The 26,951-nt window shown below is 61.5% G+C and carries 22 protein-coding genes; 19 read left to right on the plus strand and 3 right to left on the minus strand.

What is annotated here, in order from left to right; genetic code table 11:
* The first annotated feature begins 30 nt into the window (after positions 1-30).
* The 10 genes from NPS58_RS04145 (at position 31) to NPS58_RS04190 (ending at position 13,107) form a co-directional block, all read left to right on the plus strand.
* Positions 31-1,197, plus strand: coding sequence for an HlyD family efflux transporter periplasmic adaptor subunit (locus tag NPS58_RS04145; RefSeq protein ID WP_425313017.1), 1,167 nt, complete (start codon positions 31-33; stop codon positions 1,195-1,197).
* Positions 1,194-2,579: an SEL1-like repeat protein gene (locus tag NPS58_RS04150; protein WP_274113777.1), complete on the plus strand. Its 1,386-nt coding sequence runs from the start codon at positions 1,194-1,196 to the stop codon at positions 2,577-2,579. The genes NPS58_RS04145 and NPS58_RS04150 overlap by 4 nt, the downstream gene beginning before the upstream one ends.
* Positions 2,576-4,009, plus strand: coding sequence for an alginate export family protein (locus NPS58_RS04155; RefSeq protein WP_425313018.1), 1,434 nt, complete (start codon positions 2,576-2,578; stop codon positions 4,007-4,009). The genes NPS58_RS04150 and NPS58_RS04155 overlap by 4 nt, the downstream gene beginning before the upstream one ends.
* A gap of 36 nt (positions 4,010-4,045) precedes the next feature.
* Complete coding sequence (gene algG, locus NPS58_RS04160) at positions 4,046-5,602, plus strand: mannuronan 5-epimerase AlgG (protein WP_274113778.1); 1,557 nt, start codon at positions 4,046-4,048, stop codon at positions 5,600-5,602.
* A gap of 11 nt (positions 5,603-5,613) precedes the next feature.
* On the plus strand, positions 5,614-7,026 hold the full coding sequence (locus NPS58_RS04165) for an alginate O-acetyltransferase (protein WP_274113779.1): 1,413 nt from the start codon (positions 5,614-5,616) through the stop codon (positions 7,024-7,026).
* An 82-nt stretch (positions 7,027-7,108) separates the two neighbouring features.
* Positions 7,109-8,596, plus strand: a complete 1,488-nt coding sequence (locus NPS58_RS04170) for an MBOAT family O-acyltransferase (protein ID WP_274113782.1) — start codon at positions 7,109-7,111, stop codon at positions 8,594-8,596.
* An 11-nt stretch (positions 8,597-8,607) separates the two neighbouring features.
* A complete protein-coding gene (locus NPS58_RS04175) occupies positions 8,608-9,780 on the plus strand; it encodes an alginate O-acetyltransferase (protein ID WP_274113783.1) in 1,173 nt (390 codons plus the stop codon).
* 10 nt (positions 9,781-9,790) lie between these two features.
* On the plus strand, positions 9,791-10,438 hold the full coding sequence (locus tag NPS58_RS04180; RefSeq protein WP_274113784.1) for an alginate O-acetyltransferase AlgF: 648 nt from the start codon (positions 9,791-9,793) through the stop codon (positions 10,436-10,438).
* A 9-nt stretch (positions 10,439-10,447) separates the two neighbouring features.
* On the plus strand, positions 10,448-11,554 hold the full coding sequence (locus NPS58_RS04185) for a mannuronate-specific alginate lyase (protein ID WP_425313019.1): 1,107 nt from the start codon (positions 10,448-10,450) through the stop codon (positions 11,552-11,554).
* Positions 11,555-11,649: 95 nt separating this feature from the next.
* A complete protein-coding gene (locus tag NPS58_RS04190) occupies positions 11,650-13,107 on the plus strand; it encodes a mannose-1-phosphate guanylyltransferase/mannose-6-phosphate isomerase (protein ID WP_274113786.1) in 1,458 nt (485 codons plus the stop codon).
* A 153-nt stretch (positions 13,108-13,260) separates the two neighbouring features.
* Here NPS58_RS04190 and NPS58_RS04195 read toward each other — a convergent pair whose 3' ends face one another.
* Positions 13,261-13,407 (minus strand): hypothetical protein, encoded by a 147-nt coding sequence (locus tag NPS58_RS04195; protein WP_425313020.1) that lies wholly within the window; start codon positions 13,405-13,407, stop codon positions 13,261-13,263.
* Between the two features lie 397 nt (positions 13,408-13,804).
* Here NPS58_RS04195 and NPS58_RS04200 point away from each other — a divergent pair, with 397 nt between their 5' ends.
* The 7 genes from NPS58_RS04200 (at position 13,805) to NPS58_RS04230 (ending at position 21,883) form a co-directional block, all read left to right on the plus strand.
* Positions 13,805-15,244, plus strand: coding sequence for an NAD-dependent succinate-semialdehyde dehydrogenase (locus tag NPS58_RS04200; protein WP_274113788.1), 1,440 nt, complete (start codon positions 13,805-13,807; stop codon positions 15,242-15,244).
* 52 nt (positions 15,245-15,296) lie between these two features.
* The gene (locus tag NPS58_RS04205) at positions 15,297-16,700 is read left to right on the plus strand and encodes a Rieske 2Fe-2S domain-containing protein (RefSeq protein WP_274113791.1); all 1,404 of its coding nucleotides are present in this window, start codon (positions 15,297-15,299) and stop codon (positions 16,698-16,700) included.
* An 80-nt stretch (positions 16,701-16,780) separates the two neighbouring features.
* Positions 16,781-17,731, plus strand: a complete 951-nt coding sequence (locus NPS58_RS04210) for a PDR/VanB family oxidoreductase (RefSeq protein ID WP_274113793.1) — start codon at positions 16,781-16,783, stop codon at positions 17,729-17,731.
* A 50-nt stretch (positions 17,732-17,781) separates the two neighbouring features.
* On the plus strand, positions 17,782-19,242 hold the full coding sequence (locus NPS58_RS04215) for a sulfatase-like hydrolase/transferase (RefSeq protein WP_274113795.1): 1,461 nt from the start codon (positions 17,782-17,784) through the stop codon (positions 19,240-19,242).
* Between the two features lie 124 nt (positions 19,243-19,366).
* On the plus strand, positions 19,367-21,025 hold the full coding sequence (locus NPS58_RS04220) for a GMC family oxidoreductase (protein ID WP_274113797.1): 1,659 nt from the start codon (positions 19,367-19,369) through the stop codon (positions 21,023-21,025).
* Positions 21,026-21,112: 87 nt separating this feature from the next.
* Complete coding sequence (locus NPS58_RS04225; protein WP_274113799.1) at positions 21,113-21,526, plus strand: YidH family protein; 414 nt, start codon at positions 21,113-21,115, stop codon at positions 21,524-21,526.
* 3 nt (positions 21,527-21,529) lie between these two features.
* Positions 21,530-21,883 carry a DUF202 domain-containing protein gene (locus NPS58_RS04230; protein WP_274113801.1) on the plus strand — a complete coding sequence of 118 codons (354 nt, stop codon included), beginning with the start codon at positions 21,530-21,532 and terminating at the stop codon, positions 21,881-21,883.
* Positions 21,884-22,006: 123 nt separating this feature from the next.
* Here NPS58_RS04230 and NPS58_RS04235 read toward each other — a convergent pair whose 3' ends face one another.
* Complete coding sequence (locus tag NPS58_RS04235; protein ID WP_274113803.1) at positions 22,007-23,251, minus strand: OprD family porin; 1,245 nt, start codon at positions 23,249-23,251, stop codon at positions 22,007-22,009.
* A gap of 32 nt (positions 23,252-23,283) precedes the next feature.
* Complete coding sequence (locus tag NPS58_RS04240; RefSeq protein ID WP_274113805.1) at positions 23,284-24,141, minus strand: TSUP family transporter; 858 nt, start codon at positions 24,139-24,141, stop codon at positions 23,284-23,286.
* A 180-nt stretch (positions 24,142-24,321) separates the two neighbouring features.
* Here NPS58_RS04240 and NPS58_RS04245 point away from each other — a divergent pair, with 180 nt between their 5' ends.
* The gene (locus NPS58_RS04245) at positions 24,322-25,095 is read left to right on the plus strand and encodes a GntR family transcriptional regulator (protein ID WP_274113807.1); all 774 of its coding nucleotides are present in this window, start codon (positions 24,322-24,324) and stop codon (positions 25,093-25,095) included.
* Positions 25,096-25,606: 511 nt separating this feature from the next.
* The gene (locus tag NPS58_RS04250; RefSeq protein ID WP_274113809.1) at positions 25,607-26,923 is read left to right on the plus strand and encodes an MFS transporter; all 1,317 of its coding nucleotides are present in this window, start codon (positions 25,607-25,609) and stop codon (positions 26,921-26,923) included.
* Positions 26,924-26,951: the final 28 nt, after the last annotated feature.

Below are 26,951 nucleotides of genomic sequence, written 5' to 3' on the forward strand. Positions count from 1 at the left end.
TTCAACTTACTAATTCGAAAGGGAAACGTTATGAGTGCAGTGATCAGCCCGGTGGGCAACGCCAATGTGGTGCATGAGTCCGAGGCGCAGCGTCAGTATGCGCGCCTGAAGCTGCCGGCGAAGGTCCGGTTCCAGGGCCAGCAGGGGGGCGTCCAGGAAGTCCAGCTGTTAGATCTCTCCGCGGGCGGTTTCAGCTTCGAGCAGGGCGGCCAGTCGGTGATTGAGGGCAAGCTCTATCGCGGCAAGCTGATGTTTGAAGTGGAGGGCATCGGTTTCGCCATGGATGTCGAATTCCAGGTGCGCTCGATCATCGGCGGCAAGCGCGTCGGCTGCGAATTCCACAACCTGCGTCCGCGCGAGGTGTCGGCGCTGCGCTACCTGATCAGCTCCTTCGTCAGCGGCGAGCTGGTCAACGTCGGTGGCCTGATCAGCATTCTCCAGCGCGAGAACTTCACCAAGGCCCGGGGCGGCAAAGGGAATGAACAACTCAGCCTGGTCGGCCGCCTGCGTGCCATGGGTTTAACCCTGGTGATCCTCGTCGCCGGTCTGAGCGCCTTTGCCTATGTGCTGTACCAGTTCTACGACATCTACTTCGTCACCCACGCCGACTCGGCCCAGGTCAGTGTGCCCGGCTCGCAGGTCGCAATGCCGCGCGAAGGCACCGTGCAAAGCCTGGTCACCGTCGGCAGCACTGTCAGCAAAGGCGCGCCGGTGGCCACTTTCACGGCGAACATGCTGGATGCCCTGAAGGGCGCGCTGCCGGAATCGGAGATGACCCCGGACAACCTGGAGCGCCTGTTCAACAAGACCTTCCAGGGTACCCTGACCAGCCCTTGTGACTGCAAAGTGGTCAGCCAGCTGGTGGGTGATGGCCAAGTGGCGCCCAAGGGTACCCCGGTGTTCCTGCTGGCGCCGGTGGACAGCGTCGCCACCGTCGAAGCCCGCTTCCCTTACCGCGCGTTCAGCCAACTGCAACCGGGCACCCCGGTGACCTTCCTGGTGGGCGGCGAAGCCACCGAGCGCGGCGGCCGGATCGTCAGCATGGCCCTGCAGGACGGCGGCCTGGCCTCGGACATCCGTGTGCAGATCCAGCCGAACGAGCCGCTTGCCAGCAATCTGGCCAAGCGCCCGGTGGAAGTGCGCATTCGCCCGCTGAACGGCGTCTTCGTCAACAACAGCCTGGCGTCTGAAAAATGAACAGGACCGGACTAGCATGCGGGCTGCTGAGCTCGCTCAGCCTCGGCCTGCTGGCCGGTTGCGTGGCGTTGCCCGATCTGCAGCTGGCCAAGCAGGCCAGAAGCAGTGGTGACCTCGCGACCGCGGAACAGAACTACCGCATCCTCGCCAGCCAGGGTTATGTCGATGCCCAGATCGGCCTCGCCGATCTGCTGGTACGCAGCCCTTCGGTGGAGCAGCGGATGCAGGGCGAGACGCTGTATCGCCAGGCCCTCGATCGCTCTGCGGCGGCGCCGGCGCGGCTGGGTAAATGGCTCGCGAACAAGCCACAGGCGACTCATGCCGAGCGTCTGGAGGCCGAGCAGCTGTTGCGCAAGAGCCTGGCGGCCGGCGACAACAGCGCACTGCTGCCGCTGGTGCAGGTACGACTGCAGGATCCGCAAAAGCTTGCCAGCGGCGAGCTGGAGCGCGAGCTGGAGCAATGGCAGGCGCAAGGCATCGGTGAAGCCCGGCTCGGCAAGGTGCTCCTGTACCGTGTGCGTGGCAACTACGAGCAGAAGCTGGACGAGATCGAAGCCATTTGTGCCGGCTGGCTGGACCAGGCCAGTGAGTGCTATGTCGAACTGGCCGAGGTCTACCAGCGACGTGGCGACAAAAGCAGCCAACAGCAGTTGCTGGCGCGGCTGGACTCCGCCTATCAGGCCGGCCTGGTGTCGCCTGAACGTGTGCAGGGCGTTGCCAAGGTACTGGCCGACAGCAGCCTTGGCGAAGCCGATCCGCAGGCTGCCCAGGCGCTCTACACGCGTACTGCGCCGGCCTACCCGGATGCCTGGTGCGGTTTGGCCGAGCTGGTCTTGCGCTTCCCCGACCTGGGGGATGCGAGCGTACTCACCGGGTACCTGAACAAGGGCATGGAAGCTGGTTCCAGCCGCGCCGCGTTGATGCTCGGGCAACTGTACCTCAAGGGCCAGGCCGTGCCGGCCGACCCGCGGGCGGCAGAGCAGTACCTCCTACAGGCCGCGTCCAGCCACACCAAGGCGCACCTGCTCTTGGGCCGGCTGTACCGGGATGGCGCGCTGGGCGACATCGAGCCGGAAAAGGCACTGGAGCATCTGCTGATTGCCGCCCGCGCGGGCGACCCGAGCGCCAACATCGCGCTGGCCCAGTTGTTTGGCGAGGGCAAGGGCGTGCGGATCAACCCCGTCTACAGCTACACCTTCGCCAAGCTCGCCTCGCACCAGGGCATGGCCCAGGGGCAGGTCCTGATGGAGCGCCTGGCGCCGAGGCTGCAGGCGCAGGACTACCAGCAGGTCGAGAGCCTGCTGGCCCGTGAAATCGAGGCGCGCGGTGGCCAGCAGGTCACCGCCAGGAATCAAGCTGATCAAGCGCAGGAAGTGCTATGACTTTGAAATACAGTCCCGCCACCACGCTGGCCTGCATGGCCGGATTGCTGGCCAGCTCCGTCGCCCTTGGGGCGCAACCGCAGCCCGGCTTGTCTTATGGCGCCAATCTCAAGTTCACCGCGCAGTCGATCGAGGACCTCGATCTGGGTACCCGCGACGGTGGCGACTTCAATGGCGCCGGCCTCAGCGTGCGGCCCTGGATCTTCACGCGGCAGGGCGACTGGAGCGCCTTCGCGCTCGGCGAGGCGTTCCTTGCCAGCGACACCATCGAGTCGGATACCAGCGAATCCGACACCTTCGACCCCAACGACGCCCGCGACCGGGAGGACAAGTTCCTCGCCCTGCACGAGTTCTGGGTCGACTATGGCGGCCTGACCGCTTATCCGGGGGAGTCCCTGCGCCTCGGTCGGCAGAAGATCCGCAGTGCTGACGGCCTGTGGTGGGACAGCAATATCGAAGCCTTGCGCTGGAACTTCGAGACAACCCTGCTCAGTGCCCACATCGGCATTGCCGAACGTTTCAGTGACTACCGCACTGACCTGGATGAGCTGGCGCCCGAGGACGAGGATCGCCTGCACCTGCTCGCCGACCTGTCCTGGCAGTGGCAGCCGGGTCACTGGGCCGGGCTGAAGCTCCATCACAGCGACGATCGCGGCAACCTGCCCGGGCAGGGTGCTGCAGTGGATCAGTTGAGTAAGACCACGACAGGCGAACTCACCTGGCTAGGGGCCGAACTCAATGGGGATTTCTATAACGAGCGCAGCAACCTGCCACTCAGCTACTGGGTCGCCGCCACCTGGCTGACCGGCAATATCGACACCCTGCGCACCAGCACCGTAGCCGGCCAGCGCCAGGCCGACGGCCAGCTCAGCCAGGACCTCGACGCCTGGGCGGTCGACCTTGGTCTGCGCTGGAACATCGACCAGAACTGGCGCGTCGGCGCCACCTATGCGCGTACCAGCGGCGGCTCCGACGGCGACGACTCCGAGCAGTTCAGGCAGACCGGGCTGGAGAGCAACCGCGCCAAATTCACCGGCACCGGGAGTGGCATCAACCGCTTCGGCGAAGCCTATCGCGGCGAGCTGAACAACCTGCAGGCGGCCAGCGTGTTCACCGGCTGGCAGTTGGGCGAGGACTACGACGCCAGCCTGGTCTACCACCGCTTCTGGCGGGTGGATGACCAGGCCGACAGCAGCAGCGGCCTGAAGGCCCAGTTGGTGCCCGGCGAGAAGGATATCGGCCAGGAAGTCGACCTTGTGGTGACGCGCTACCTGAACCGCGGGCAGATTCCGGCCGGGCTGGAGTGGCTGAGGGCATCCTCCGCGCTGGTGCGCTTTCGTGGCGGGCTGTTCTTTCCGGGCGATGCCTTCGGCAAAGGCACGGATTCGAGCATGCATCGCGCAGTCGTTGATTTTGTCTGGCGTTACTGAGTGCCGCCTGCCGAGCTGACCATGGAGTTGGACGCTATGTATTCACACACAAGAAACAGGCAGCGCTGGACCGCCGGCCTGCTCCTCGCGGGTAGCCTCGCGTGGGCGGCCGTGGCGCTGGCCGGGGACGCCGCACCCGCTTACCAGGTGTCGAGCATTCCAGCCGAGCCGCTGCTGATCGCGCCGCCGCAGTTGCCCGATCTGTCGCCCTATACGGCCGAAGCGGCCAAGGCCCGGATCGTGAGCAAGCCCACCGGCAGCGTGGTGCTCAAGCGCATGATCGGCGTGGACCAATTGGTGGAGTTCACCGGTGGTGACGAGCGCCTGCGGGAGTGGGTGAAACGCCAGGGTGAAATGCCCCAGGCGATTTTCATCGAGGGCGGCTATGTCACGCTGACGGATCTGGCCCGCAGCCTGCCGAAGAAATATTTTGAAGAGACCGAACCGGGTATCTATATCGCTCGCCTGCCGATCGTCGTCAGCCGGGGCGCGACCCTGCACATCGGCGTGGAAACCCGTGACTTGCGCCTCTCCAGCGAGCGCGGCGCGTTCCTGATCAACGACGGCAAGCTGTTCATCATGGATACCCGCCTTACCGCCTGGAGCGAGGAGGAGAACCAGCAGGACTGGTTCAAGAAGAAGGGCAAGTTCCGCCCCTTCCTTAACGCCTGGGGCGGTACCGAGACCTACATCGTCAACTCGGTGGTATCGAGTCTTGGCTACACCGCGAGCAAGTCCTATGGCGTATCCATCTCCCAGTACAGCCCGGCAATGCACCCGATCATGCAGCGCGAACATCCCAGCGGCTGGCTGATTGACTCGATGTTCGACGACATGTGGTACGGCTTCTACTGCTACGAAGCCTATGACGTAGTACTCAAGGGCAATACCTATCGCAACAACCTGGTCTACGGTATCGACCCGCACGACCGCTCGCGGCGCTTGATCATTGCCGAGAATACCGCCTATGGCACCCGGGAGAAGCACGGCATCATCGTCTCCCGCGAGGTGAACGACAGCTGGATCTTCAACAACCGCTCCTATGAGAACACCCTCTCCGGGATCGTGGTCGACCGTAGCAGCGTCAACAACGTGGTGGCCAACAACGAGGTTTATCGCAACGGCTCCGATGGCATCACCATCTATGAGAGTGGCGATAACCTGCTGTGGGGCAACCGGGCGTTCAACAACTCGCGGCACGGCATACGCGTGCGCAACAGCGCCAATGTCGGGCTCTATGAAAACCTCGCGGTGGCCAACGGCCTGCTCGGCATCTACGGGCACGTCAAGGACCTCACCGACACGCCCCGCGACCTGACGCTCGACCCCTTCGACATGAACCTCTCCCTGACCGTGGTTGGCGGTCGCCTGATCGGTAACGAGTCGGGTGCCATCTCCGTGGTTTCACCGCAAAGCGTGAAGCTCTACGGGGTGGAAATGCTGATGCCGAGCCAGCCCAGCGGCATCGGCATATTCGGTGCACTGGCCAAGGAGCAGAGCCGAATCATCGACCTGCTGGTACGACAGAAGCGGGCCGTGCAGGTGCTGCCGCTCGACAAGTTGGCTCAACTTCAAGTGAGTGACAAACAATGAAAGGGTGTTCAATGAGCCGCTTCGCCCAGGCCTGGCGGATGTCCGCAGCGATTGCGACGCTTTTCGCCAGCTCCCTGAGCCTGGCTGCCGAGGCGCCGGAATACGCGATCGAGCGCTGCTGCCAGATCTGCCCGCAGGCGCTGCAGGACAGCAGCTACCCCGGTGATCTGGGCGATTTCCGCCAACTGGTGCAGGGGCAGGAGGACTGGCTGTTCCGCAGCAAGATCGACTTCATGACCAACATCGGGACCACGCCCGAGGGTTTCAAGCTGCTACAGGATCTGCGTGATGCGCTCAAAGCCAGGGGCGTGGAGCTGGTGATGGTCTACTTGCCACCCCGTGGCCTGCTTGTCACTGAAATGCTTCGCCCCCAGGACCGCAGCAGCTTCAATGCCGAACTGTCGCGCAAGAATTACCTGGCGACCATCGAGCATCTGCGCGGCCTGGGCATACGTGTGCCGGACCTCTCCGCACTGCTGGCCCATCCGGCCGAGGTGCGCAGCAAATTCTTCTTCAAGCGCGACAACCACTGGACCCCGCAAGGTGCTGAGCTGGCCGCGCAATTGCTGGCCGCTGAATTGAGTAAGTCGGACGTCTTCAAGGGGATTGCGCGCAAGGAGTTTGCCACGCGCACGGAAGGTAACCTGTACAAGGTCGGCTCCCTTAACCAGGCATTCGGCAAAATCTGTGGCAATGGTTACGCCAACGAGTATTTCACTCGCGCAGTGACCGAGCCCAAGGAAGAGAGCGCCGAGCTGTTTGGCGATACCGAAGCGCCCGATGTGGTGCTGGTTGGCACCAGTTTCAGTTCCGCGCAGTACAACTTCGACGGTTTCCTCAAGCAGTACGCCCGCGTCGACGTCGACAACCGCTCGGTGACAGGCGGTGGCTTCCACAGTGCCATGCTGCAGTACCTCGGCAGCCAGGACTTCCAGGACAAACCGCCGAAGGTGCTGATTTGGGAGGTCAACAGCTATTACGACCTGGCCATGGCGACTTTCTACCGCCAGGTCATGCCCCTGCTGGATAACGGTTGCCGGAACGTAGCGGCGACTCTAGGCCAGAAGATGGCCCTGCGGCCAGGCAAGAACGAGGTGTTGGTCAACACCGGGGTCAAGCCGATCCGCAGTGAGGACTCCGTCGTCGAGATCCAGTTCAGCAAACCCGTGATCAATGAGTTGCGCAGCACCATCTGGTACATGACCGGCTCCAGGGAAAACCTGTTGATCAGCCGGGCACGGGAAGTCGAGCCGAACGGCCGCTTTGTTTTTCGCTTGCGTGAGGACGCCGAGTGGGCAGGGCAGACGCTGCTCTCCCTTGAAATCGACATGCCGGCAGACATGCCCCAGGGCCTGCAGGTCGAAGCGAAGATCTGCCGCAGGGCGGACAAACCTGAAAACGTGATGCAAGCCAAGGCCAATTGACCCGAGGGCGCCTTGCGCCGGGTTGTGCCCGGCGCATGGGCTCCTCAGGGCAACGATGATCATTCAAACGGAGATTGAGGGCGTGGTCTTTTCTTCCAACGTGTTCCTGTTCCTGTTCCTGCCGATTTTCCTCGGCTTGTACTACCTGGTCGGGACGCGCTATCGAAACCTGCTATTGCTGGTCGCTAGCTACATCTTCTATGCCTGGTGGCGCATCGACTTTCTGGCGCTGTTCGCGGTGGTGACCGTGTTCAACTACTGGATCGGCCTGCGCATCGGCGCGGCCGGGGTGCGCACGAAAACGGCGCAGAAATGGCTGCTCCTCGGCGTGGCGGTGGACCTCTGCGTCCTCGGCTACTTCAAGTACGCCAATTTCGGCGTCGACAGCCTCAATGCCATCATTACCTCGTTCGGCATGGAGCCCTTTGTGCTCACGCACATCCTGCTGCCGATCGGGATCTCGTTCTATATCTTCGAGTCCATCAGCTACATCATCGACGTCTACCGCGGCGACACCCCGGCCACCCGTAACCTGGTGGACTTCGCAGCCTTTGTGGCGATCTTCCCGCACCTGATTGCCGGCCCGGTACTGCGTTTTCGCGACCTGGTGGACCAGTTCAACCACCGTACCCACACAGTGGACAAGTTCGCCGAAGGCTGTACGCGCTTCATGCAAGGCTTCATCAAGAAGGTCTTCATTGCTGACAGCATCGCGCCCATCGCCGACCACTGCTTTGCGCTTTCCGACCCCAGCATGGGCGACGCCTGGCTTGGCGCCCTGGCCTACACCGCGCAGCTGTACTTTGACTTCTCCGGCTACAGCGACATGGCCATCGGCCTCGGCCTGATGATGGGCTTTCGCTTCATCGAGAACTTCAACCAGCCGTACATCAGCCAGTCGATTACCGAGTTCTGGCGACGCTGGCACATCAGCCTCTCCACCTGGCTGCGCGACTACCTGTACATCAGCCTGGGCGGCAACCGCGGCACCACCTTCCAGACCTACCGCAACTTGTTCCTGACCATGCTGTTGGGCGGCCTGTGGCACGGCGCCAACTTCACCTACATCCTCTGGGGCGCCTGGCACGGCGCCTGGCTGGCCATTGAGCGCGCCCTGGGCGTGGATGCCGCACCACGGGTGCTCTACCCGCTGAAGTGGGCCTTCACCTTCCTGCTGGTGGTGATCGGCTGGGTGATCTTTCGCGCCGAGAACCTCGACGTGGCCTGGCGCATGTACGCGGCCATGTTCAGCTTTGCCGACTGGCAGCTCTCCGAGCTCTTGCGCGCCCAGCTGACCAGCCTGCAGATCGCCACCCTGGTGCTGGCCTATGTCGTGCTGGCCATCTTCGGCATCCGCCAGTTCCACGCCCAGCCGCTGGCCGGCGCACCCAAAGCCAGCATCCGCGAAGACCACGACGGCATCGCCATCAACGCCAACGGCAGCGCCGCCGTGGCGCGTCTGCGGATCGGCACCGTGGCCTTCCACACTGCCGTGCTGCTGCTGTTCACCGTCTCGGTGTTGAAGCTCTCGGCGCAAAGTTTCTCGCCCTTCCTGTATTTCCAGTTCTGAGGGAACCGACGATGAACAGAACCCTGAACCTGCTCTACAGCCTGCTTTTCTGCAGTTTGTTGCTGGCGCTGTGCCTGTGGTCGCTGCGCGCGGTATTCGGCTTTTCCGCAGCCAGCGAAACCCGCGTGCTGGACGGCAAACTGACGCAGGCCTTCGAGAAGCACTACGACGCCGAATTCCCGGTCAAGCAACTGGGCACCAACCTCTGGGCGCTAGCGAGCTACACGCTGTTCGGCGAAGGCCGCCAGGGCGTGGTCATCGGCCAGGACGGCTGGCTCTTCTCGGACGAGGAGTTCAAGCCTGCGACACAACCCGATCAGTTGCAGGACAACTGGCGGTTGGTGAACGCGGTACGGCTGGAACTCGAGCGTCGTGGGGTGACGCTGGTGCTGGCGCTCCTGCCAGCCAAGGCCCGGCTCTATCCGGAGCATCTGAACGACGATCGCCCCGCGCTGGCCCAGCAGCGCCTGTACCCAATGGCCCACGAGATGATGCGCCAAACCGGGGTGAACGGGCCGGATCTGTTGCCTGCCCTGCGGCAGGCAAAGGCGCAGGAACCGGTGTTCCTGCGCACCGATACCCACTGGACTCCCTTCGGCGCAGAGGTCGCGGCCAGGAGCCTGGCGGAGCATCTGGCGCGGCAGGGTATCTGGCAGCACGGCGACCAGACCTTCGTCACCGAGGCTGTCGACAGCCGGGAGCACAAAGGTGACCTGCTGAGTTTCCTGCCCTTGGAGCCGTACTTCGCCGACCGGCAGCTACCGGCCGAGCAGCTGCGCCTGCGCCTGACCCGGGCCGCCGAGGGGCAGGAGGAAAGCGCCGAGGATGCGCTGTTCGTCGACGCCCAACCGGCGATCGCCCTGGTCGGGACCAGCTACAGCGCCAACGCGAACTGGAACTTCGCCGGTGCCCTGAAACAGGCCCTGGGCAGCGATCTGCTCAATTACGCCGAGGAGGGCAGGGGCCCGCTGGTGCCCATGCTGAATCTGCTGCAGCAAGGGGATAAAGAGCTCGCCGGGCTGCGCCTGGTGATCTGGGAGTTTCCCGAGCGCTATCTGATGCTACCCAGCGACCTGTCCAAGCTCGACGCGGCCTGGCTCGCCCGGCTGCGCAACGACGAGAAAGCGGCTAGCCGCGCAGCGCTGCAAACCGCCACCGGCCCTGAGCCCATCCTGCAACCTTAGGAGAACCTGTATGTCCCTTTTTTCCTCGATGTCCTACACCCTGCGCCTGGGCAGCCTGCTGCTTGGCCTGTCCGCCCCGTGGGCAATGGCTGACGAAGCGGCGCTCTACGGTCCGGCGGCACCGAATGGCTCGGCCTTCGTGCGCGGCTTCAACGCCGCAAGCAGCAGTTTTGACGCCAACCTCGGCCCTGTCCGCATCAACGACCTGGGCGCCAAGAGCAGCAGCGATTTCGCCTTTCTGCCGGCCGGCAGCTACACCGCCAGCGCGGACGGCAAGAGCCTGGCCGTGAAGCTCGACGCCGAGCGCTACTACACACTGGTGCAGATGCCGAGTGGGAAGCTGGAGCTGGTGGAGGAGCCGCCGTTCAAGAATCGCCAGAAGTCGCTGCTGCGCCTGCAGAATCTTTCCGACACCGCCCTGTCGATCAAAACCGCCGACGGTCGTACCGAGGTCATCCGCCCGGTATCGGCCAATGCCCGAGGCGAGCGCGAGATCAACCCGGTCAAGGTGCGCCTGACGCTGTACGCCGGCGACCGCAAGATTCGTGACCTCGACCCGCTGGTGCTGGAGCGCGGCGAAGTGGTCAGCCTGTTCGTCACCGGTTCCGCCGACAAGCTGTCACCGGCCTGGGTCAAGCGTCCGGTCGCGACCAACTGAGGAATGGCTATGAAACCCAGCCTGATCTGTTCGCGGATGGCGCTGACCGGCCTGGGCCTGCTGTTGGTCGCCGGCTGCAGCAAGCCCCTGGAAGACAACGCTGGTGCCCGCCTGGTGCCGCCCAGCGGCTTCTACCTGGCCGCGCCGCCCCCCACGGGCAAGAAGCCGGCCTGTGCCGGGGCACCCGAGCCCTACACGGGCGACTTGCAGTTTCCGAGCAAGTACGAAGGCTCGGACTCGGCCAGGGACAAGCTGAACCCGCAGGCCGCGGCGCGCTACAAGCGGCTGACCGGCGAGGTGCGTGCGCTGGAAAGCGGCGTGAGCAAACTGGTCGGCAAGTATCTGGAGGACGGCCGTCAGGAATACGCCGACTGCGCCCTGGCCTGGTTGAACACATGGGCCGAAGCCGACGCGCTGCTCAGCCGAAACTACAACCACACCGGCAAGTCGGTGCGCAAATGGGCGCTGGGAAGTCTGTCCTCCGCCTATCTGCGGCTGCAGTTCTCCGGCTCCGAACCCTTGCGTGGGCATGAGGCCGAAACGCGCGCCATCGAGCAGTGGTTCGCCCGGCTCGCCGACCAGGTGGTGCAGGACTGGAACGAGCAACCGCGCGAGCGACGTAACAACCACCAGTACTGGGCCGCCTGGGCGGTGATGGCAAGTGCCGTGGTGCTCGACCGCCAGGACCTGTTCGACTGGGCGGTCGAGCAGTACCGCCATGGTGTGGAACAGGTCGACGTCGAGGGCTACCTGCCGCTGGAACTGTCCCGGCACACCCGGGCACTGGCTTACCACAACTACAGCCTGGGGCCGCTGATGATGATCTCGGCATTCGCCCAGGCCAATGGAGTAGACCTGCGTGGCGACAACGGCGGTGCCTTGCAGCGGCTCGCCCGGCGGGTCGAAACGGGCGTGCACAACCCGCGCCTTTTCGAGGCCCGGACCGGCTACCCGCAGGAGCTGGAGGATTTGCAGGAGGACGGCAAGTTCGCCTGGCTGGAGCCCTACTGTGCACTTTATCGCTGCTCGGCCGAGACCGACGCCTGGCGGCGCTCCCTGGAACCCCTGGAGACCTATCGGCTAGGAGGGGATGTCACTCAGTTGTTCAACCCCTGATCGCATCGATGCATCCACTTTCCCGGCAGTCCGAGGCAGGGCCTCGGCGGGGACAAGTAATAATTTGAAATGGAACTTTAATGGAGGCGTCTCCCATGATTCCGGTAATTCTTTCTGGTGGTAGTGGTTCCCGCTTGTGGCCCCTTTCGCGCAAGCAGTATCCCAAGCAGTTCCTCGCCCTGACCGGCGAGTTCTCGCTGTTCCAGCAGACCCTGCAGCGCCTGGCCTTCGAAGGTATGCAGAGCCCGCTGATCGTGTGCAACCAGGAGCATCGCTTTATCGTCAACGAGCAACTGGAGCGGATTGGCGTCCAGGGGCACTCGATACTGCTCGAACCCTTCGGCCGCAATACCGCGCCGGCCGTGGCTATGGCCGCCTTGCAACTGCTGGCCGAAGGCCGCGACGAACTGATGCTGGTGCTGCCGGCCGATCATGTGATCGAGGACAAGCCGGCGCTGCACCAGGCACTGGAGGTAGCACGTACGGCGGCCGAGGAAGGGGAGATGGTGTTGTTCGGCATCCCGGTCGAGCGGCCCGATATCGGCTTCGGCTACATCAAGGCGAGCCGCGCAGGTGACGCCGGCGCCATGCATCCCGGTGCCTACCGGGTCAGCCACTTCGTCGAGAAGCCCAATGCAGAACTGGCCCGCGAGCTCGTCCGCGCGGGTGGCTATTACTGGAACAGCGGCATGTTCCTGTTCCGTGCCAGCCGTTATCTGGACGAGCTGCTCAAGCATGAGCCGGGCATCTACGACGCCTGTGCGCTGGCCCTGGAGCGCAGCCACCGCTGCGGCAATGTCATGACCATCGATACTGACACCTTCGAGTGCTGCCCGGACAACTCCATCGACTACGCGGTGATGGAGAAGACCTCCCGCGCCTGCGTGGTGCCGCTCGCCGCCGGCTGGAACGACGTGGGCAACTGGTCCTCCCTGTGCGACGTGCATGAGAAGGACCAGGCCGGCAACGTGCTCAAGGGTGATGTGATGACCCACGACAGCCGCAACAGCTTCGTACACAGCAGCGGCAAGCTGGTGGCCTTGGTCGGTGTAGACGATCTGGTGGTAGTAGAAACCAAGGATGCGGTGATGATCGTCCACAAGAATTCGGTTCAGGACGTCAAAGCACTGGTCAACAGCCTGGATCTGAAGGGACGCTCGGAAACCCAGAGCCATTGTGCGGTGAATCGTCCTTGGGGCTGCTACGACTCGGTGGACAACGGTATACGTCACCAGGTCAAGCGCATCACCGTGAAACCCGGCGCGCAGCTGTCGCTGCAGATGCACCACCACCGCGCCGAGCACTGGGTCGTGGTATCCGGCACCGCCCAGGTGACGTGTGACGACAAGGTGTTCCTGCTTACTGAGAACCAGTCCACCTACATCCCGATCGCCTCGGTGCACCGCCTGGCCAACCCCGGCAAGATCCCGCTGGAGATCATTGAGGTGCAGTCCGGCAGCTACCTGGGCGAGGACGACATCGAGCGCCTGGAGGATGTCTATGGGCGGACCGGCCAGGCGCTGGAGGCAACCAAGCTGGTCGCTGGCGGTTGAGCCAAAGCACCAGAACGAGCCAGCAGATCCATGCACGCGGACCTCTTGGCTGAGTACCGCTGCGCGTCAGGTGCTGCTCAATGCAGCACTTGAACGTAGCTTAGCGCCCTTGGCGCAGGTGCTGGGCGAGCGGACCAGGTCGTAGTGTAGTGGTCAACTAATCCCGGGCACTGCGTTAAGTTTTTCCTCAACCACGCCGGGTGCCAGCACTCCGTTGAATTGATGTGGCCGTTGCCAGTTGTGCCTGTGCATCAATCGGCCCATATCCTGCTGCTTGCTGATCAGTTTCATCTCGCTCATAAGCTTGCTCACCTTGAATCTTCCAATCTCTATGCCGTCCTCGCTAATGCTTCGGCTGCCCGCCGCGCTGTGAACAGCTCACTCTGCCTACGCTAACCAGACGATGAACGCATGGCCGACTCGACCAGCCCAAGTGACCGGGCGGCAACGACGTTGCTTGGTCATCAGGCACTCGACCCTTGGGCCGTTAGCCCACGAAGCCCCCCGCACCTTTCTCCATGTCTCGCCGCACCAAAGCGTTCTGCCGTCTGTACAGGTTGCGGAAAAATCCTGGGTGAAGAATTTGACACCGATAAAGCTATAGCTATATAGTTTTGAAAAGGGTGAAAATAACAGCGCGCAGATGACTCTGGCCACCCTCGGTTTACCGCTCAGACAATCAGCAGGAGCAAGATCCATGTATGACGTAGAGCTAGGTCTGTATATCGACGGTCAATGGCGCGCTGGTGAGGGGCGGCGCACCCTCCCGGTGGTCAACCCCGCTACTGAAGAAGTACTCGCCCATCTTCCACTGGCGAGTGAGCAGGACATTGCGGACGCGTTGGCATCGTCGCAGGAAGGTTTCGACATCTGGCGCACTATCTCGGCCTGGGATCGTCAGGTGCTGATGAATCGTGCCGCCGACTTGATCCAGGTGCGCCGAGAAAATCTGGCTCACGTGCTCACCCTGGAGAACGGCAAGCCGTTGACTGATGCCCGCGCAGAGATCGATCGGGTAATCGAGACGATCAAATGGTGTGCGGAGGAGGGCAAGCGTGCCTACGGCCGTCTGCTGCCGCCGCGTCAGCCTGAACTGGTGCAGACGACCGTGAAGCGCCCGGTCGGTCCGGTCGCGGCCTTTGCCCCATGGAACTTCCCAGCCGTGCTGGTGGCGCGCAAGGTGGCTGCAGCCCTGGCTGCCGGCTGCTCGGTGATCGTCAAGCCCGCCGAAGAAACCCCTGGTGCCTGTGTCGGAGTCATCCGCGCTTTCATCGATGCCGGGTTGCCCAAAGGCGTGATCAACATGCTGTTCGGCGAACCGAGTCAAGTGTCCGATCGGCTGATTGCATCGCCAATCACTCGCAAGGTTTCGTTCACGGGCTCGGTGTCTGTCGGGCGTTTGCTCAGCACCCTGGCAGCGAAACAGCTCAAGCCTGTGACCATGGAACTGGGCGGACATTCGCCAGTGGTGGTGTTCGACGATGTGGATGTGCAGGCCGTGGCTCGTGCCTGTGCCGGCTTCAAGTTCCGCAATGCCGGCCAGGTCTGCGTGTCGGCCAGTCGCTTCTTCGTGCATGAGCGGGTTTATGAAGAATTCACCCGGCACTTTGTCGAGTTCGCCAACGCAGTGAAAGTCGGCAATGGCCTCGAAGTCGGCGTCAGCATGGGCCCGCTGGCCAACGCGCGCCGCCTGGAGTCGACGATGGATCTGGTTGCCGATGCGAAGGCGCGAGGCGCCACGGTCGCCGCCGGGGGCAGCCGGATGTTTGAACGCGGTTATTTCTTTCAGCCGACGGTGCTGACCGATCTGCATCCGCAGTCACGCATTCTGCATGAGGAACCGTTCTGCCCTGTCGCGCCGATCATGCCGTTCAGCGACTTCGATGAAGTCATGAAGCGCGCCAATGGTGTGGATTTCGGCTTGGCGGCGTACGCCTTCACTCAGTCGATCAAGCGTGCAACTGAGGTGAGTGAAGGCTTCGATGCCGGCTGGATCGGTATCAACTGCTTTACCCCCGCTTTGGCTGATGCGCCCATCAGCGGCACCAAACAAAGCGGTATCGGCCACGAAGGTGGCCCTGAAGGACTGGATGCTTACTTGCAGACTCGCTTCGTCAGCCAGGCAAGCTCCTTCTAGTCGGTGTCGTAATCCTAACCCTAAAAACAATAGTAATGATGAGGATCGAACTATGAGCCGTGCAGATGGTAAAGCGCAGAACATCCCTTTCGGTGGCTACCACTACAACATTATCCCGACTGAAGATGCCGAGCTGACCCGTGTCGGCCCAGGCACTGAAATGGGCGAGTACATGCGGCGTTTCTGGCACCCGGTCTGCCTATCCGAGGAGCTGGGCGAACTGCCGAAGGCCATCCGTATTCTCGGTGAAGACCTGGTGGCGTTTCGTGATCGCAGTGGTCACATCGGTGTTCTGCATCGCCACTGTGCCCACCGCGGCGCTTCGCTGGAGTTCGGCATCATCCAGGAGAACGGCATTCGTTGCTGCTACCACGGCTGGAAGTGGGGCGTAGACGGTACCTTGATGGAAACGCCTTGCGAGCCGCAAGATAGCAAGCTCAAAGAGAGCATCTGCCAACCCGCTTACCCGGCGTTCGAACGCCATGGCCTGGTGTTCGCCTACATGGGCCCGCCGGATCAAAAGCCGAAGTTCCCTGAGTATGAGTCCTTCACCCAGCCGGCCGGTACCGAGCTGGTAGCGTTCTCCAACATCTACCCCTGCAACTGGCTGCAGGTGTTCGAGAACATCATGGACCACATGCACACGGCGGTGCTGCATAACAACATGACGGTAGAAGGCGTGGACGCGGCAACCTCCGCCGGCGTCTCCCTGGAAGGCTTTGGCGACATGCCGGTCATGCACTGGGAGCCGACCCGTGATGGCAACGGCGTCGCCTTCGTCGCCGGGCGTCGTGTCGGTGAAGACAAAGTGTGGACCCGCATCACCGAAATGACGTTCCCACACCTTTGCCAGATCGGCTCGCTGGTGCCGTCGGCGGCCGAAGAGCGTCACTCCACTGTCGCCATGAGCCGCTGGCATGTGCCGGTGGACGATACCAACACAATCCTGTTCGGCTGGCGTCACTTCAATGATGAAGTGGACCCGCGTCATTTGGGCTGCAAGGAAGATTGTGGCGTCGACAAGATCGACTTCCTCGAAGGGCAGACTGGCAGCCGCACCTATGAAGAAGGTCAGCGTGCACCCGGCGACTGGGAAGCACTGGTCAGTCAGCGGCCAATCGCTATTCACGGCATGGAGCACCCGGGTCGTTCGGACATCGGTGTCTATCTGTGCCGTAAGTTGCTGCGCGATGCTGCGCGCAAGCTGGCCGAAGGCAAGCCGGTGGGGCGTGCCGACCTCAACAGCGATGACCCGTTGGCCATGTACTCCCAGGATTCGGTGTTGAAGATCCCCCGTGATCCGGCCCGTGACGATCGTGAGTTGCTGATGGAAATCAACCGTAAGGTCATCGGTGTGATGAAGGACGCTGACCGTTTCCCGGCCAGCGAGCGCGACGCCTATGTGCGCCAGCGTCTCGATGAACTCGACGATCAGCAGCTCTCCCGCAAGAGTTGATGGGGTGGTCGGGCCTGGGGTCTCAGGCCCGACCCACTGACGATTCATCGCCCAGACAACAAAAAAGATCGAGGCGCAACATGCAGACAGTCAAAGTACGGTGCATCGAGAACCAGGCCGCTGGTATCAACACCTTTGAGTTCGTCGATCCGGCAGGCAAACCGTTGCCTCCTTTCACCGCGGGTGCGCATATCGACGTGCACCTGCCCGGCGGTTTCATTCGTCAGTACTCCCTGTGCAACAGCCCGCAAGAGCGGGACCGGTATGTCGTCGGTGTATTGAACGTTGCCGGTGGTCGCGGTGGTTCGCGCAGCCTGCACAGCAACGTCAAGGCCGGCGATCTGCTGCAGATTTCCGAACCACGCAACCATTTTCCAGTCGTCGACCAGGCGCAGCGGCATCTGTTGATCGGCGGCGGCATAGGCGTGACGCCGATGATGGCGATGCTCGAGCATTTCGAAGCGAGCGGCGCCGAATACATTCTTTACTACTGTGGCGAGACACCTGAGCGCACCGCGTTCAAGGAGCGCCTGTCGTCCCTGCTCGGCGAGCACGTCGTTATCCATTACGACGGAGGTGATCCGGCCCGTCGCCTGGACATCCGCGAATTGCTGATGCACCACGAGCCCGGTACCCACCTGTATTGCTGTGGCCCTGGCGGGCTGATGGCGGGAGTCAAGGCGGCAGCTGAGCATTGGCCGGAAGGCACGGTGCACTTCGAACACTTTGCCGCACCGGTACCGCCGCCAAGCGTCAGCACCGCCAATGAAGTTGAGTTTCAGATCACCCTGGCCCGTAGCGGCCAGACCCTTGATGTACCGAGCAGCAAGAGCATTGCGCAAGTACTGCGTGAAGCCGGCCTGCCTTGCGAGACCTCTTGCGAGGCCGGTATCTGCGGCACCTGCAAGACTCGCTTTATCGATGGCGAGGCCGACCATCGCGATTTCATCCTCAGCGACGACGAGAAACAGGAGCACCTGCTGATCTGCTGCTCCCGTTCCAAGAGTTCGACGCTGGTGCTGGACCTGTAAAAAAATTTCCCCGTGAAAAGCTATGTAGCTGCCTAGCTTTGGAGAGCAAAATGACTAAAGCCAAGAACCTCATCGTGTTCATGTCCGATGAACATAACCCTAAAGCCCTCGGTTGCTACGGCAATGATTTCGTCAAGACACCAAATCTGGACGCCATTGCCGCCAGCGGTACCCGCTTCACCTCGGCCTATTGCAACTCTCCGGTGTGCATTCCGGCCCGTGCGACCTTCGCCACCGGCCGTTACATCCACCAGATGGGCTTCTGGGACAACGCCGACCCCTACGATGGTTCGGTCACCAGTTGGCACCACCGGGTTCGTGATGAAGGGCAACATTGCGTCTCGATCGGCAAGCTGCACTTCCGCTCCATCGATGACGACAATGGTTTTAGCCAGGAAATCGTGCCGATGCATGTCATCGAAGGCAAAGGCGACCTGATGGGCCTGGTTCGCGAAGACCTGCCGCGTCGCGGCGGTGCCTGGAAAATGGCCGGGCAGGCCGGGCCAGGTGAATCGTCGTACACGATGTACGACCGCAACATTGCTGCGCTGGCGCAGACATGGCTGCGTGAAGAAGCACCGAAATACCAGGACAAGCCCTGGGTGCTGTTTGTCTCATTCGTCGCTCCGCATTTCCCGCTGACTGCGCCGCCCGAGCATTTCTATCGCTACTACCTGGATGACAACCTGCCTTGGCCAAAGCTTTACGACAAGGCCGATCGCCCTGAGCATCCGTTTATCAAGGACTACGCCTCAAGCTTCGCCTATGACGAATTCTTTGACACCGAAGACAAGGTGCGGCGCGGCCTGGCTGGCTACTACGGCCTTGTCAGCTTCCTCGACGAGAACATCGGCAAGGTGATGAGCGCCCTTGAAGGCAGCGGCCTGCGCGACGACACCCGGATCATCTACACCAGCGACCACGGCGACAACCTGGGTAGCCGGGGGCTGTGGGGAAAGTCGACGATGTTCGAAGAAGCCGTTGGCGTACCGCTGATCATCTCCGGTGACGGCATCCCGGCGGGCGTCGAAAAGAAGACCCCGATTACCCATATCGACGTCTACCCGACCATTCTTGAAGCGGTCGGCATCGCACCCACCGAAGAAGAGAAATCCCTGTCGGGCGAGTCTCTGTTCAAACTGGCCAACCAGCCCGATGGCAACCGTCTGGCCTTTGCCGAATACCACGGAATGGGGTCGGCTACTGGAGCCTTCATGATTCGCGACGACCGCTACAAGTACGTTCACTACGTCGATTACCCGCCGCATCTGTTCGATCTGCTGGAAGACCCGGAAGAATTGCTCAACCTGGCGGAGATCCCGGGTAACGAGGCACTGGTGGCCGAGTACCGCGCGAAGATGGAAACCATCTGCATTGCGAAAGACGTGGATGCCCGCGCCAGGAAACGTCAGGCCGAGTTACTGGAACTAAATGGTGGCCGCGACGCGGTGGTGGCCCGTGGTGACCTGGGTTATTCGCCCCCTCCAGGGGTTGCAGTGGATTTCAACTGAGGCCCTGCCTCGACTCCGAAAAACAATAAGGCTTGAACAAGGAAGTGCCTGCAGCCGCCCGCTTTCACATAGCGAAGGCGGGGCTGTACAGGGCGCTACCGGCCACCCAACGAGGAGAACACCCGTGAACGCACCTGAATACGATTACATCGTGGTGGGCGCAGGCTCAGCCGGATGTGCCCTGGCCAACCGCCTCAGTGAAGGCGGCAAACACACTGTCCTGCTACTCGAAGCGGGCCCGAACGACCGGCACTTCTGGATTCACCTGCCGATAGGCTATGGCAAGACCATGTTCAACCCGACCTATAACTGGTCCTTCAATACCGAGCCGGTGCCGGCGCTGGACAACCGTCCGATCTACTGGCCTCGGGGCAAGACCCTGGGCGGCTGTAGCTCGATCAATGGACTGGTCTACATCCGTGGGCAATCGCAGGACTATGACCACTGGCAAGCGCAGGGCAACCAGGGGTGGGGCTGGAGCCACGTGTTGCCGTACTTCAAGAAAATGGAATGTAACGAGCGCGGCGAAAGCGCCTACCACGGCGGCAGCGGCCCGTTGCATGTATCGGATCTGCGCGAGCCCAACGAGTTGGTCGAAGCCTTTATCCGCGGCGCCAACCAGATCGGGGTGCCGCGCAACGATGACTTCAATGGCGCGCAGCAGGAAGGGGTGGGTTATTTCCAGCTCACCACGCGCAACGGTTGGCGTTGTTCGGCGGCCAAGGCCTACCTGAAGCCGATCCGCGACCGCAAGAATCTGACCGTCGAAACCGGCGCTCATGCCAGCAAAGTCTTGATGATCGACAAGCGCGCGGTCGGCATTGCTTATGAGCGGGCGGGGCAATCGGTGTCGGCAAGGGCACGCAAGGAAGTCCTGCTGTGCGCGGGTGCACTGCAATCGCCGCAGTTGCTGCAGCTGTCCGGGATCGGTCCACGTGACGTGCTGGAGCAACATGGCATTGACGTCGTCCACGAGCTGCCTGGCGTTGGTCGCAATCTGCAGGATCACTTGCAGATCCGCATCATGTTCAAGTGCACCAAGCCGATCACCACCAACGATCAATTGCGCACCTTGTGGGGGCAGGCCCTGATCGGCATGAAGTGGGCCTTTTTGCGCAAGGGGCCATTGTCGGTGGGTATCCAGCAGGGCTGCATGTTCGCCAGGAGCCGTGAGGAGGAAAAGACGCCAGATATCCAGTTCCACTTCGGCACCCTGAGTGCGGACATGACAGCCGGCAAGCCACACAAGTGGCCCGGCTTCACCATGTCGGTGTGCCAGTTGCGGCCGAGCAGTCGCGGTGAATTGCGGATTCGTTCGAAGAATCCGAAAGACGCCCCGTGGATCGAGCCAAATTACCTGGCGACCGAAGAAGATCGGCAGACAATGGTTCGCGGTTTCAAAATGGCCCGCAAACTCGCGGCGAGCCAGGCCATGGCCGGGTATATCGCCGAAGAGTACACCCCAGGAGTGTCGGTGCAGACAGAAGAGGACATGCTCAACTTTGTACGCCGCAACGGTTCTTCGATTTTCCACCCGGTCGGCACCTGCAAAATGGGCAGCGGTCCGGAAGCGGTGGTTGACGAGCGGCTGCGTGTGCACGGCCTTGAAGGGCTGCGGGTAGTCGATGCCTCGATCATGCCGACGCTGATCTCGGGCAACACCAACGCCCCGGCGATAATGATTGCCGAAAAAGCCGCGGACATGATCAAGGAAGATGAGCGTTATCCCATTGCCCGCGCTTCATCCACTGCGCCGGTCGGTAATCCCGCAATGGCGGTATAGCCTATCCATGGCGGCAGCAAAAGGCCCTCACGGCAGACTGCCGTCGAGGGCATTTTTGGTTTTGGCATTCAACAGGCAAACAGCATCATGACGGCACATCCGGAAGACTTGAGCAAAATTGAGCGCATCGATCGTGGCCCGCGCTCCTCACGGCTGCTGGCGGGCGGCAGTGAGCCCGATCCACGCTTTACCCTGGCCAACGAACGAACCTTTCTGGCCTGGATCCGCACCGCGCTGGCACTGTTGGCCGGCGGTATCGCCGTGCAAGCCTTCACCCTGGATGTGTTTACCCCTGTGGTACGCACGATGCTTTCGGTTGCACTGCTGCTGATGGCAATGCTCATCAGCGGCTCGGCCTGCCAGCGCTGGCTGAACGTTGAACGTGCACTGCGCAACAAGGCGCCTTTGCCACTGCCGTTGCTGGTTCCGCTGCTGTCGATCGGCAGTGCATTGGTGACGCTGACGTTGATCGGCGTCTTCTTGTTGCGCCAGGTGCATTGAGCCATGGCACGCCGTCGCCATGACATGCCCCCCCTTCAGGCGCCGCACAATGACGCCGGGCTGCAGCCGGAACGCACCTCCCTGGCCTGGGGGCGCACCTTGCTGGTGTTATGGGTCGTGGCCTGTCTTTACTTGCGCTGGATGCAAACCCGGGTTTGGCTGGGCGCGATGCTGGCGGTGCTCAGTGTGTTGGCCGGGTTATACATCTGGATGACGCAGCGGCGTCGCTACCGGCGCAGCGCCAACGCCATTCTTACAGGCCATCTGCGGGCCGACGTCGTGTCGGTTTTGTTTACGGGCGGGGTGGTGGCCGGTTTGTCCGCAGTGTCTCTTTGGGCAGTACTCGGCCGCCTGTAGGACAGGAGCAAGCTTGCTCGCGATGAACGACGACGCGGTATTGCTGACAACCCACGGCAATCCATCGGCGGTGAACCTTGCTCCTGCCAGTCGACGCGGGATTGCCCCGCGCCTATTTTGTGTTTACCAGACCGCCAGTTTATAGCCGACCAGCACGCGGTTCTCGTCGACATCGCGGGTTAGTCCGCTTCCGGATCGGAAACTGATATTTCGCATCTGCACGTAAACGTTCTTAAGCGGGCCGCTCTGCACCGTATAGGTCAGTTCAATGTTGCGCTCGCGTTCGGTACCTTGATCGCGGCCTTCGACTAGCGCGTGGTCGCCGCTGACGTAACGGGTCATGAAGGTCAGCCCTGGCATACCCAGCGCCGCGAAATCGTAGTCGTAGCGCGCTTGCCAGGAATCCTCTTCTTCTCGGGCGAAGGTGTTGTAGAAGGACAAGTTGACGACATAGGGATCGTTGCCGATGAATGGAAATTCACCGGCACCGGAAATGCGCTGGTAGGCGCCGCTGAACTTGTGGCCACCCAAGGTCAGGCTGACCATGCCGTTGAGGTTGTTGTTGGCGAAGCGGCCCATTTTGGCCATGCCGTCGTCGTTGCTGCGAAAGTACCGAAGGTCAGTGCGAAGGCTCGCACTTTGGCTCAGGGGCAAGGTGTGGACGAGGCCGACGAAATGCTGCCGATAGATGTCTTTGAGTTCGCCATAGTAGTAGCTGGTGGTCAGCTGGGGAGTGAGCTTGTAGCTGCCGCCGGCAAAGTCGAAATGATCGCTTTCCACCCCGCCGCGGTAATAGGTGATGCGGTCATTGCTGCTGGAGTTGCGCAGGTTGGCCTGGGTGATGCGACCGGCATTGACGGTCAGGCCGTCGATTTCGTTCGAGGTCAACAGCCCGCCGCTGTAGCTCGAAGGCAGCAGGCGTCCGAAGTTATAATTCAGCACAGGCAGGGTCGGATAAAGCGTACCCAGGCGCAGGACACTCTTGGAAACTTTGAGTTTTCCAGTGAAGCCCAGTTCGCTGAATTCATTAGCGGGTGTACCGTCGGCACTCTGCGGGAGGATGCCGTTGTCGCCGCTACGACCGCGGGCCGAATCCAGCTTGAGGCCGAGCGCGGCATGGGCATCCAGCCCCACGCCAACGGTCGTGTCAGTGAAGCCGGATTCAGCATGCATGACGAATCCCTGCGTCCACTCATCCTGGGTCTCTGGACTACCCGGTTGCCGGTAGTCGCGATTCATGTAGAAGTTGCGAATGTCCAGGTTGGCCGTGCTGTCGGCAATGAAGTCCGCCGAAGCATTGCAGCACAAGACGAGGCTGGACAGGCCGAGCAAGGGGGTAGGTAGTGCGCTTAACCGTAGATGTTTCATTGTTATTATCTCTAGGGCAGGGGGCTACAAGCTCAAGGCATAGGCGTTGAGAACTGCGGTGACACAGCGGGAAAAATTTTGCCTGGACGTGCGCTCATGGCCGGCTTCACAGGGGCGGCCGTGGCGTTCGGCAGCACTGCGGTGAGCGAGATGAAACCGCCCATCGCGACAAACAGCGCAAAGGCACCGCGACGCATGCTCAGGTCGGACAGTTGCGGCGGAAAGCGCACATACAGCCAACTGGCGAGCATGGCGACCGGAATCGACAGCATGCCCAGCGAGATGACCTCGGCGCTTAGCTCCCCTTGCAGGACCTGCATGATCAAGCGGATCAATGACATGACGCCGGACAGCGCCAGCAAGCTGGTACGGATGGCCTGAATGGACACCGGTTGACGATAATAGTGATAGATCAGCGGTGGCCCCGGTATGCTGAACATGCCGCCCATCAGGCCTCCGAGCAGGCCCATCATGACGAAGCTCATGGGGCTTGAGCGGGATGGATGAGGCCGTGGTTTGATGAGCAGGGCGATACCGCCTGCCACGATCAGCCCACCCAGCAACAGTTGCAGCAGCGCGGTATGTTCTTCGCCCATTTTGCCAAGCAACCATAGGCCCAGCAGCGTGCCGGGTGCCAAGCCGATGAGGGTCTGGCAGAACGATGCCCGGTCAATGTGCCGCCAGTGGCGAGCGAGGGCGATGGCGATGCCGGGCAGGGCGACGATAGTGATGGTGGTGGCGACGATGGCGATGGGGGCCGCGTGGGTGAGTACGGCAATCGCCAGTACGATAATGCCCAGCGCGAACCCGGTGAACGCTTGCAGGTAGCTGCCAATGGCTACGGCGACAAGAATGATGAGGAGTGAGTGGAATTCCGGGTGTAGTTCCATGGATCATCCTGCCGGGATCGGCTGCTGTTCTTGCCGCTCGCGCGGGCGGTTGGCAGGGGGTCAGGTCGGGCAGACACGGTGGAGTATTTCCGGGTGTCATGAGCTATAATATAAAGCTATATAGCTTTGGTCAATGTCTCTCTGGCAAAAGCGTCGGAGAGGTCTGAAGGAGTACAAAAAATGTCTGAAGTAGAAACGGTCGATTTTTACGATCGTTACCAGCCACAGGAAGTGCTCGGCTTGCCCAAATACGCGCAACTGCGGGAAACCCTGCTGGCGGCAATCAATGACGGTTACTGGGGACCGGGTTCGCAGTTGCCCAATGAATCCACGCTGGCGGCCATTACCCCGTTCAGCCTGGGCACTGTGCAGAAGGCATTGCGTGAGCTGGTTCAGGCCAAAGTGATTGTGCGCCGTCACGGACATGGCACTTTTGTGGCCGAGCGAGCGATGCCGATGATGTCGCCGATGCACCTGCGTTTCGAGGACGACGCCGGACAAGTCCTGCCGATCTATGCCGAAGTGGTTGGTCAGGAAACCGGCCTGGACGGCAAGGATTGGGCCGACAAGCTGGGCTCGAACGTGCGTAACGTGGTCAAGGTCGACCGGGTGTTTGCCGTGGATGAACTGTTTCACTGCTTCACCCACTTTTACATCGACAGCGATCGTTTCCCGGCATTTGCCGAGGCGGAGCTGCTCGATTTTGCCGGTGCGAACTTCAAGGCGCTGCTGTTCAACCGCTACCACATCAGCATCGCCAGCCTCGACCAGAAGCTGCGCTGCGAACGTTTCCCGGACGAGGTCTGCCAGCAGTTGGCACTTGAAGAGGGCACGGTCGGCGCGGTGCTCGAATTTCACGCCATGGGCAACAATGGTCGACCGCTGTATTACCAGGAAGCGTTCATTCCACCCAATGGCTATCGGCTGCGTCTGGACGCCAATCTGGAGCCTTGACCCCGTCGGAGTCTACATAGCGGGGCCGTCCCCTGGTCCCGGTTGAACGCACGCTTGCCTGTTATTGATGGGCGTTGCCGTGCGATCCCACCAAGACACGAATCGGTCTGCTGCAGGTTCACCACAGCCTGCGGTAATACTGCCGATTCCGCAGAAAACAAACACATTTGACATGCACCCCGGGCGGGCGAATAGCGCTGGGCGTCTTCTGATGGATGGTGATAAATTTTCTATACCTTCTAAGCTATAGTGCTATATAGTAATTCTGCGGTGCAAAACAACAACAATAAACTCGACTGGGGCCAAAGTACCTTCAGTCAGCCTGGAGAACGTCATGTCTGTGCACACAACGTTTGCTGCTACCTTGAGTAATATCCTTTCCATGCCTGGATGTCCCCGCCCGCAAGACCGGACCTCATCCGATCGCTACGTTTCAGATTGTTCCAGTTAATTCCACTTCGGCTCGCATCACGACGACCCGATGGTTTCAACATCAATTCTGAGGTGGGATATGGCTCGCTTTAAAAGTACCAAAACGCATGCCTGGGTCATCACGATCCTGCTGGCGGTGTTCATGGTGATCAACTTCATGGACAAGGCGATTCTCGGCATCGTCGCAGGTCCCCTGATGGCCGACCTGGGACTTTCTCCCGCTGAGTTCGGCATGATCGCCAGTAGCTTCTTTCTTCTATTCTCGTTGTCGGCCATCGGGTTCGGCTTTGTGGCCGAGCGGGTGTCATCCAAGAAGTTATTGCTGGTATGTGCCGGCATCTGGGGCGTGGCGCAATTTCCGCTGGCCTTCGTGGCCTCGGTACCGCTGCTGTACTTTTCACGCATCCTGCTCGGCATGGGGGAGGGGCCGGCTTATCCGCTGGCGCTGCACGCCTGTTACAAGTGGTTCCCCAACGACAAGCGCAACTTGCCGTCCGCGGTGATCTTTCAGGGCGTCACTGCCGGACTGCTGATCTCCGGCCCGCTCCTGACGTTTGTCGTGGTGAAGTGGAGCTGGCATGCGGCGTTCATGGTGCTCGGTGTGGCCAGCCTCGTGTGGATGGCGCTGTGGACTTATTTCGGTGCCGAAGGCAAGGTCACTGAACAAGGCGCGGTGCAGGCCGATGGCGATGCGCCCCGTCTGCCTTACTGGGAGCTGATTACCGACAGAACCTTCCTGGCGAACATGCTGATGTACTGGACCAGCTATTGGATCTTCTCGGTGATGTTCACCTGGGTACCGTCCTACATGGGCAAGGTGATGCATTACGACCCGACTGATGCCGGTTGGATGTTCATGGTGTTCACCGCGTTCAACATCCCGATCGTCCTTTGCGGCTCCTGGGTGTCCCAGCGTTTGCTGAAATCAGGGCTCGCCTCGAAGTATGCACGGGGTTGGCTGACCTCCTTGCTGGTGCTGATTGGCGGTGCGCTGATCCTGCTCGCGGTCTTTGCTGTGCACAATCCGCTGCTCAAGGTCATCCTGTTGGCGATCGGTTGCAACTTGCCGCAGATCACCTTCGTGCTGAGTTCGGCGATCGTTGCCGAAATTATGCCGGCCGGGCAGCGCTCCTCGATGATGTCCATCAACAGCGCCCTGGCCACCACTGGCGGCCTGGTCGCGCCCGCACTGATGGGGGCTTTTATCCAGGGCTCCAACACACCTGCGCTGGGCTATGACAAGGGCTTCGTAGTCGCGGGCGCGCTGTGCATCGTCACCAGTGTCATCGGCTTGTTGCTCATCAATCCCGAAGCGAGCAAGCGCCGGTTCGCCCGGCTTATCGAAACCCGCCGGGCCCGTTCAGAGACCCGTTCCCGAAGCATTTTGGCCAAGTGACCGGGCCGTCAGCGGTCGCGCATGGCAT

This window comes from Pseudomonas putida (assembly GCF_028682455.1).
GTDB lineage: Bacteria > Pseudomonadota > Gammaproteobacteria > Pseudomonadales > Pseudomonadaceae > Aquipseudomonas > Aquipseudomonas putida_AA.

Bases quoted from the DNA above. Each gene is read 5' to 3' on its own strand.
- NPS58_RS04175 (WP_274113783.1), top strand. From the start codon at position 8,608: ATGAACAGAACCCTGAACCTGCTCTACAGCCTGCTTTTCTGCAGTTTG.
- NPS58_RS04235 (WP_274113803.1), bottom strand. From the start codon at position 23,251: ATGAAACATCTACGGTTAAGCGCACTACCTACCCCCTTGCTCGGCCTG.
- NPS58_RS04165 (WP_274113779.1), top strand. From the start codon at position 5,614: ATGAGCCGCTTCGCCCAGGCCTGGCGGATGTCCGCAGCGATTGCGACG.
- NPS58_RS04150 (WP_274113777.1), top strand. From the start codon at position 1,194: ATGAACAGGACCGGACTAGCATGCGGGCTGCTGAGCTCGCTCAGCCTC.
- NPS58_RS04185 (WP_425313019.1), top strand. From the start codon at position 10,448: ATGAAACCCAGCCTGATCTGTTCGCGGATGGCGCTGACCGGCCTGGGC.
- NPS58_RS04215 (WP_274113795.1), top strand. From the start codon at position 17,782: ATGACTAAAGCCAAGAACCTCATCGTGTTCATGTCCGATGAACATAAC.
- NPS58_RS04230 (WP_274113801.1), top strand. From the start codon at position 21,530: ATGGCACGCCGTCGCCATGACATGCCCCCCCTTCAGGCGCCGCACAAT.
- NPS58_RS04190 (WP_274113786.1), top strand. From the start codon at position 11,650: ATGATTCCGGTAATTCTTTCTGGTGGTAGTGGTTCCCGCTTGTGGCCC.
- NPS58_RS04195 (WP_425313020.1), bottom strand. From the start codon at position 13,407: ATGAGCGAGATGAAACTGATCAGCAAGCAGCAGGATATGGGCCGATTG.
- NPS58_RS04180 (WP_274113784.1), top strand. From the start codon at position 9,791: ATGTCCCTTTTTTCCTCGATGTCCTACACCCTGCGCCTGGGCAGCCTG.
- algG (WP_274113778.1), top strand. From the start codon at position 4,046: ATGTATTCACACACAAGAAACAGGCAGCGCTGGACCGCCGGCCTGCTC.
- NPS58_RS04200 (WP_274113788.1), top strand. From the start codon at position 13,805: ATGTATGACGTAGAGCTAGGTCTGTATATCGACGGTCAATGGCGCGCT.
- NPS58_RS04250 (WP_274113809.1), top strand. From the start codon at position 25,607: ATGGCTCGCTTTAAAAGTACCAAAACGCATGCCTGGGTCATCACGATC.
- NPS58_RS04145 (WP_425313017.1), top strand. From the start codon at position 31: ATGAGTGCAGTGATCAGCCCGGTGGGCAACGCCAATGTGGTGCATGAG.
- NPS58_RS04205 (WP_274113791.1), top strand. From the start codon at position 15,297: ATGAGCCGTGCAGATGGTAAAGCGCAGAACATCCCTTTCGGTGGCTAC.
- NPS58_RS04155 (WP_425313018.1), top strand. From the start codon at position 2,576: ATGACTTTGAAATACAGTCCCGCCACCACGCTGGCCTGCATGGCCGGA.
- NPS58_RS04245 (WP_274113807.1), top strand. From the start codon at position 24,322: ATGTCTGAAGTAGAAACGGTCGATTTTTACGATCGTTACCAGCCACAG.
- NPS58_RS04225 (WP_274113799.1), top strand. From the start codon at position 21,113: ATGACGGCACATCCGGAAGACTTGAGCAAAATTGAGCGCATCGATCGT.
- NPS58_RS04210 (WP_274113793.1), top strand. From the start codon at position 16,781: ATGCAGACAGTCAAAGTACGGTGCATCGAGAACCAGGCCGCTGGTATC.
- NPS58_RS04240 (WP_274113805.1), bottom strand. From the start codon at position 24,141: ATGGAACTACACCCGGAATTCCACTCACTCCTCATCATTCTTGTCGCC.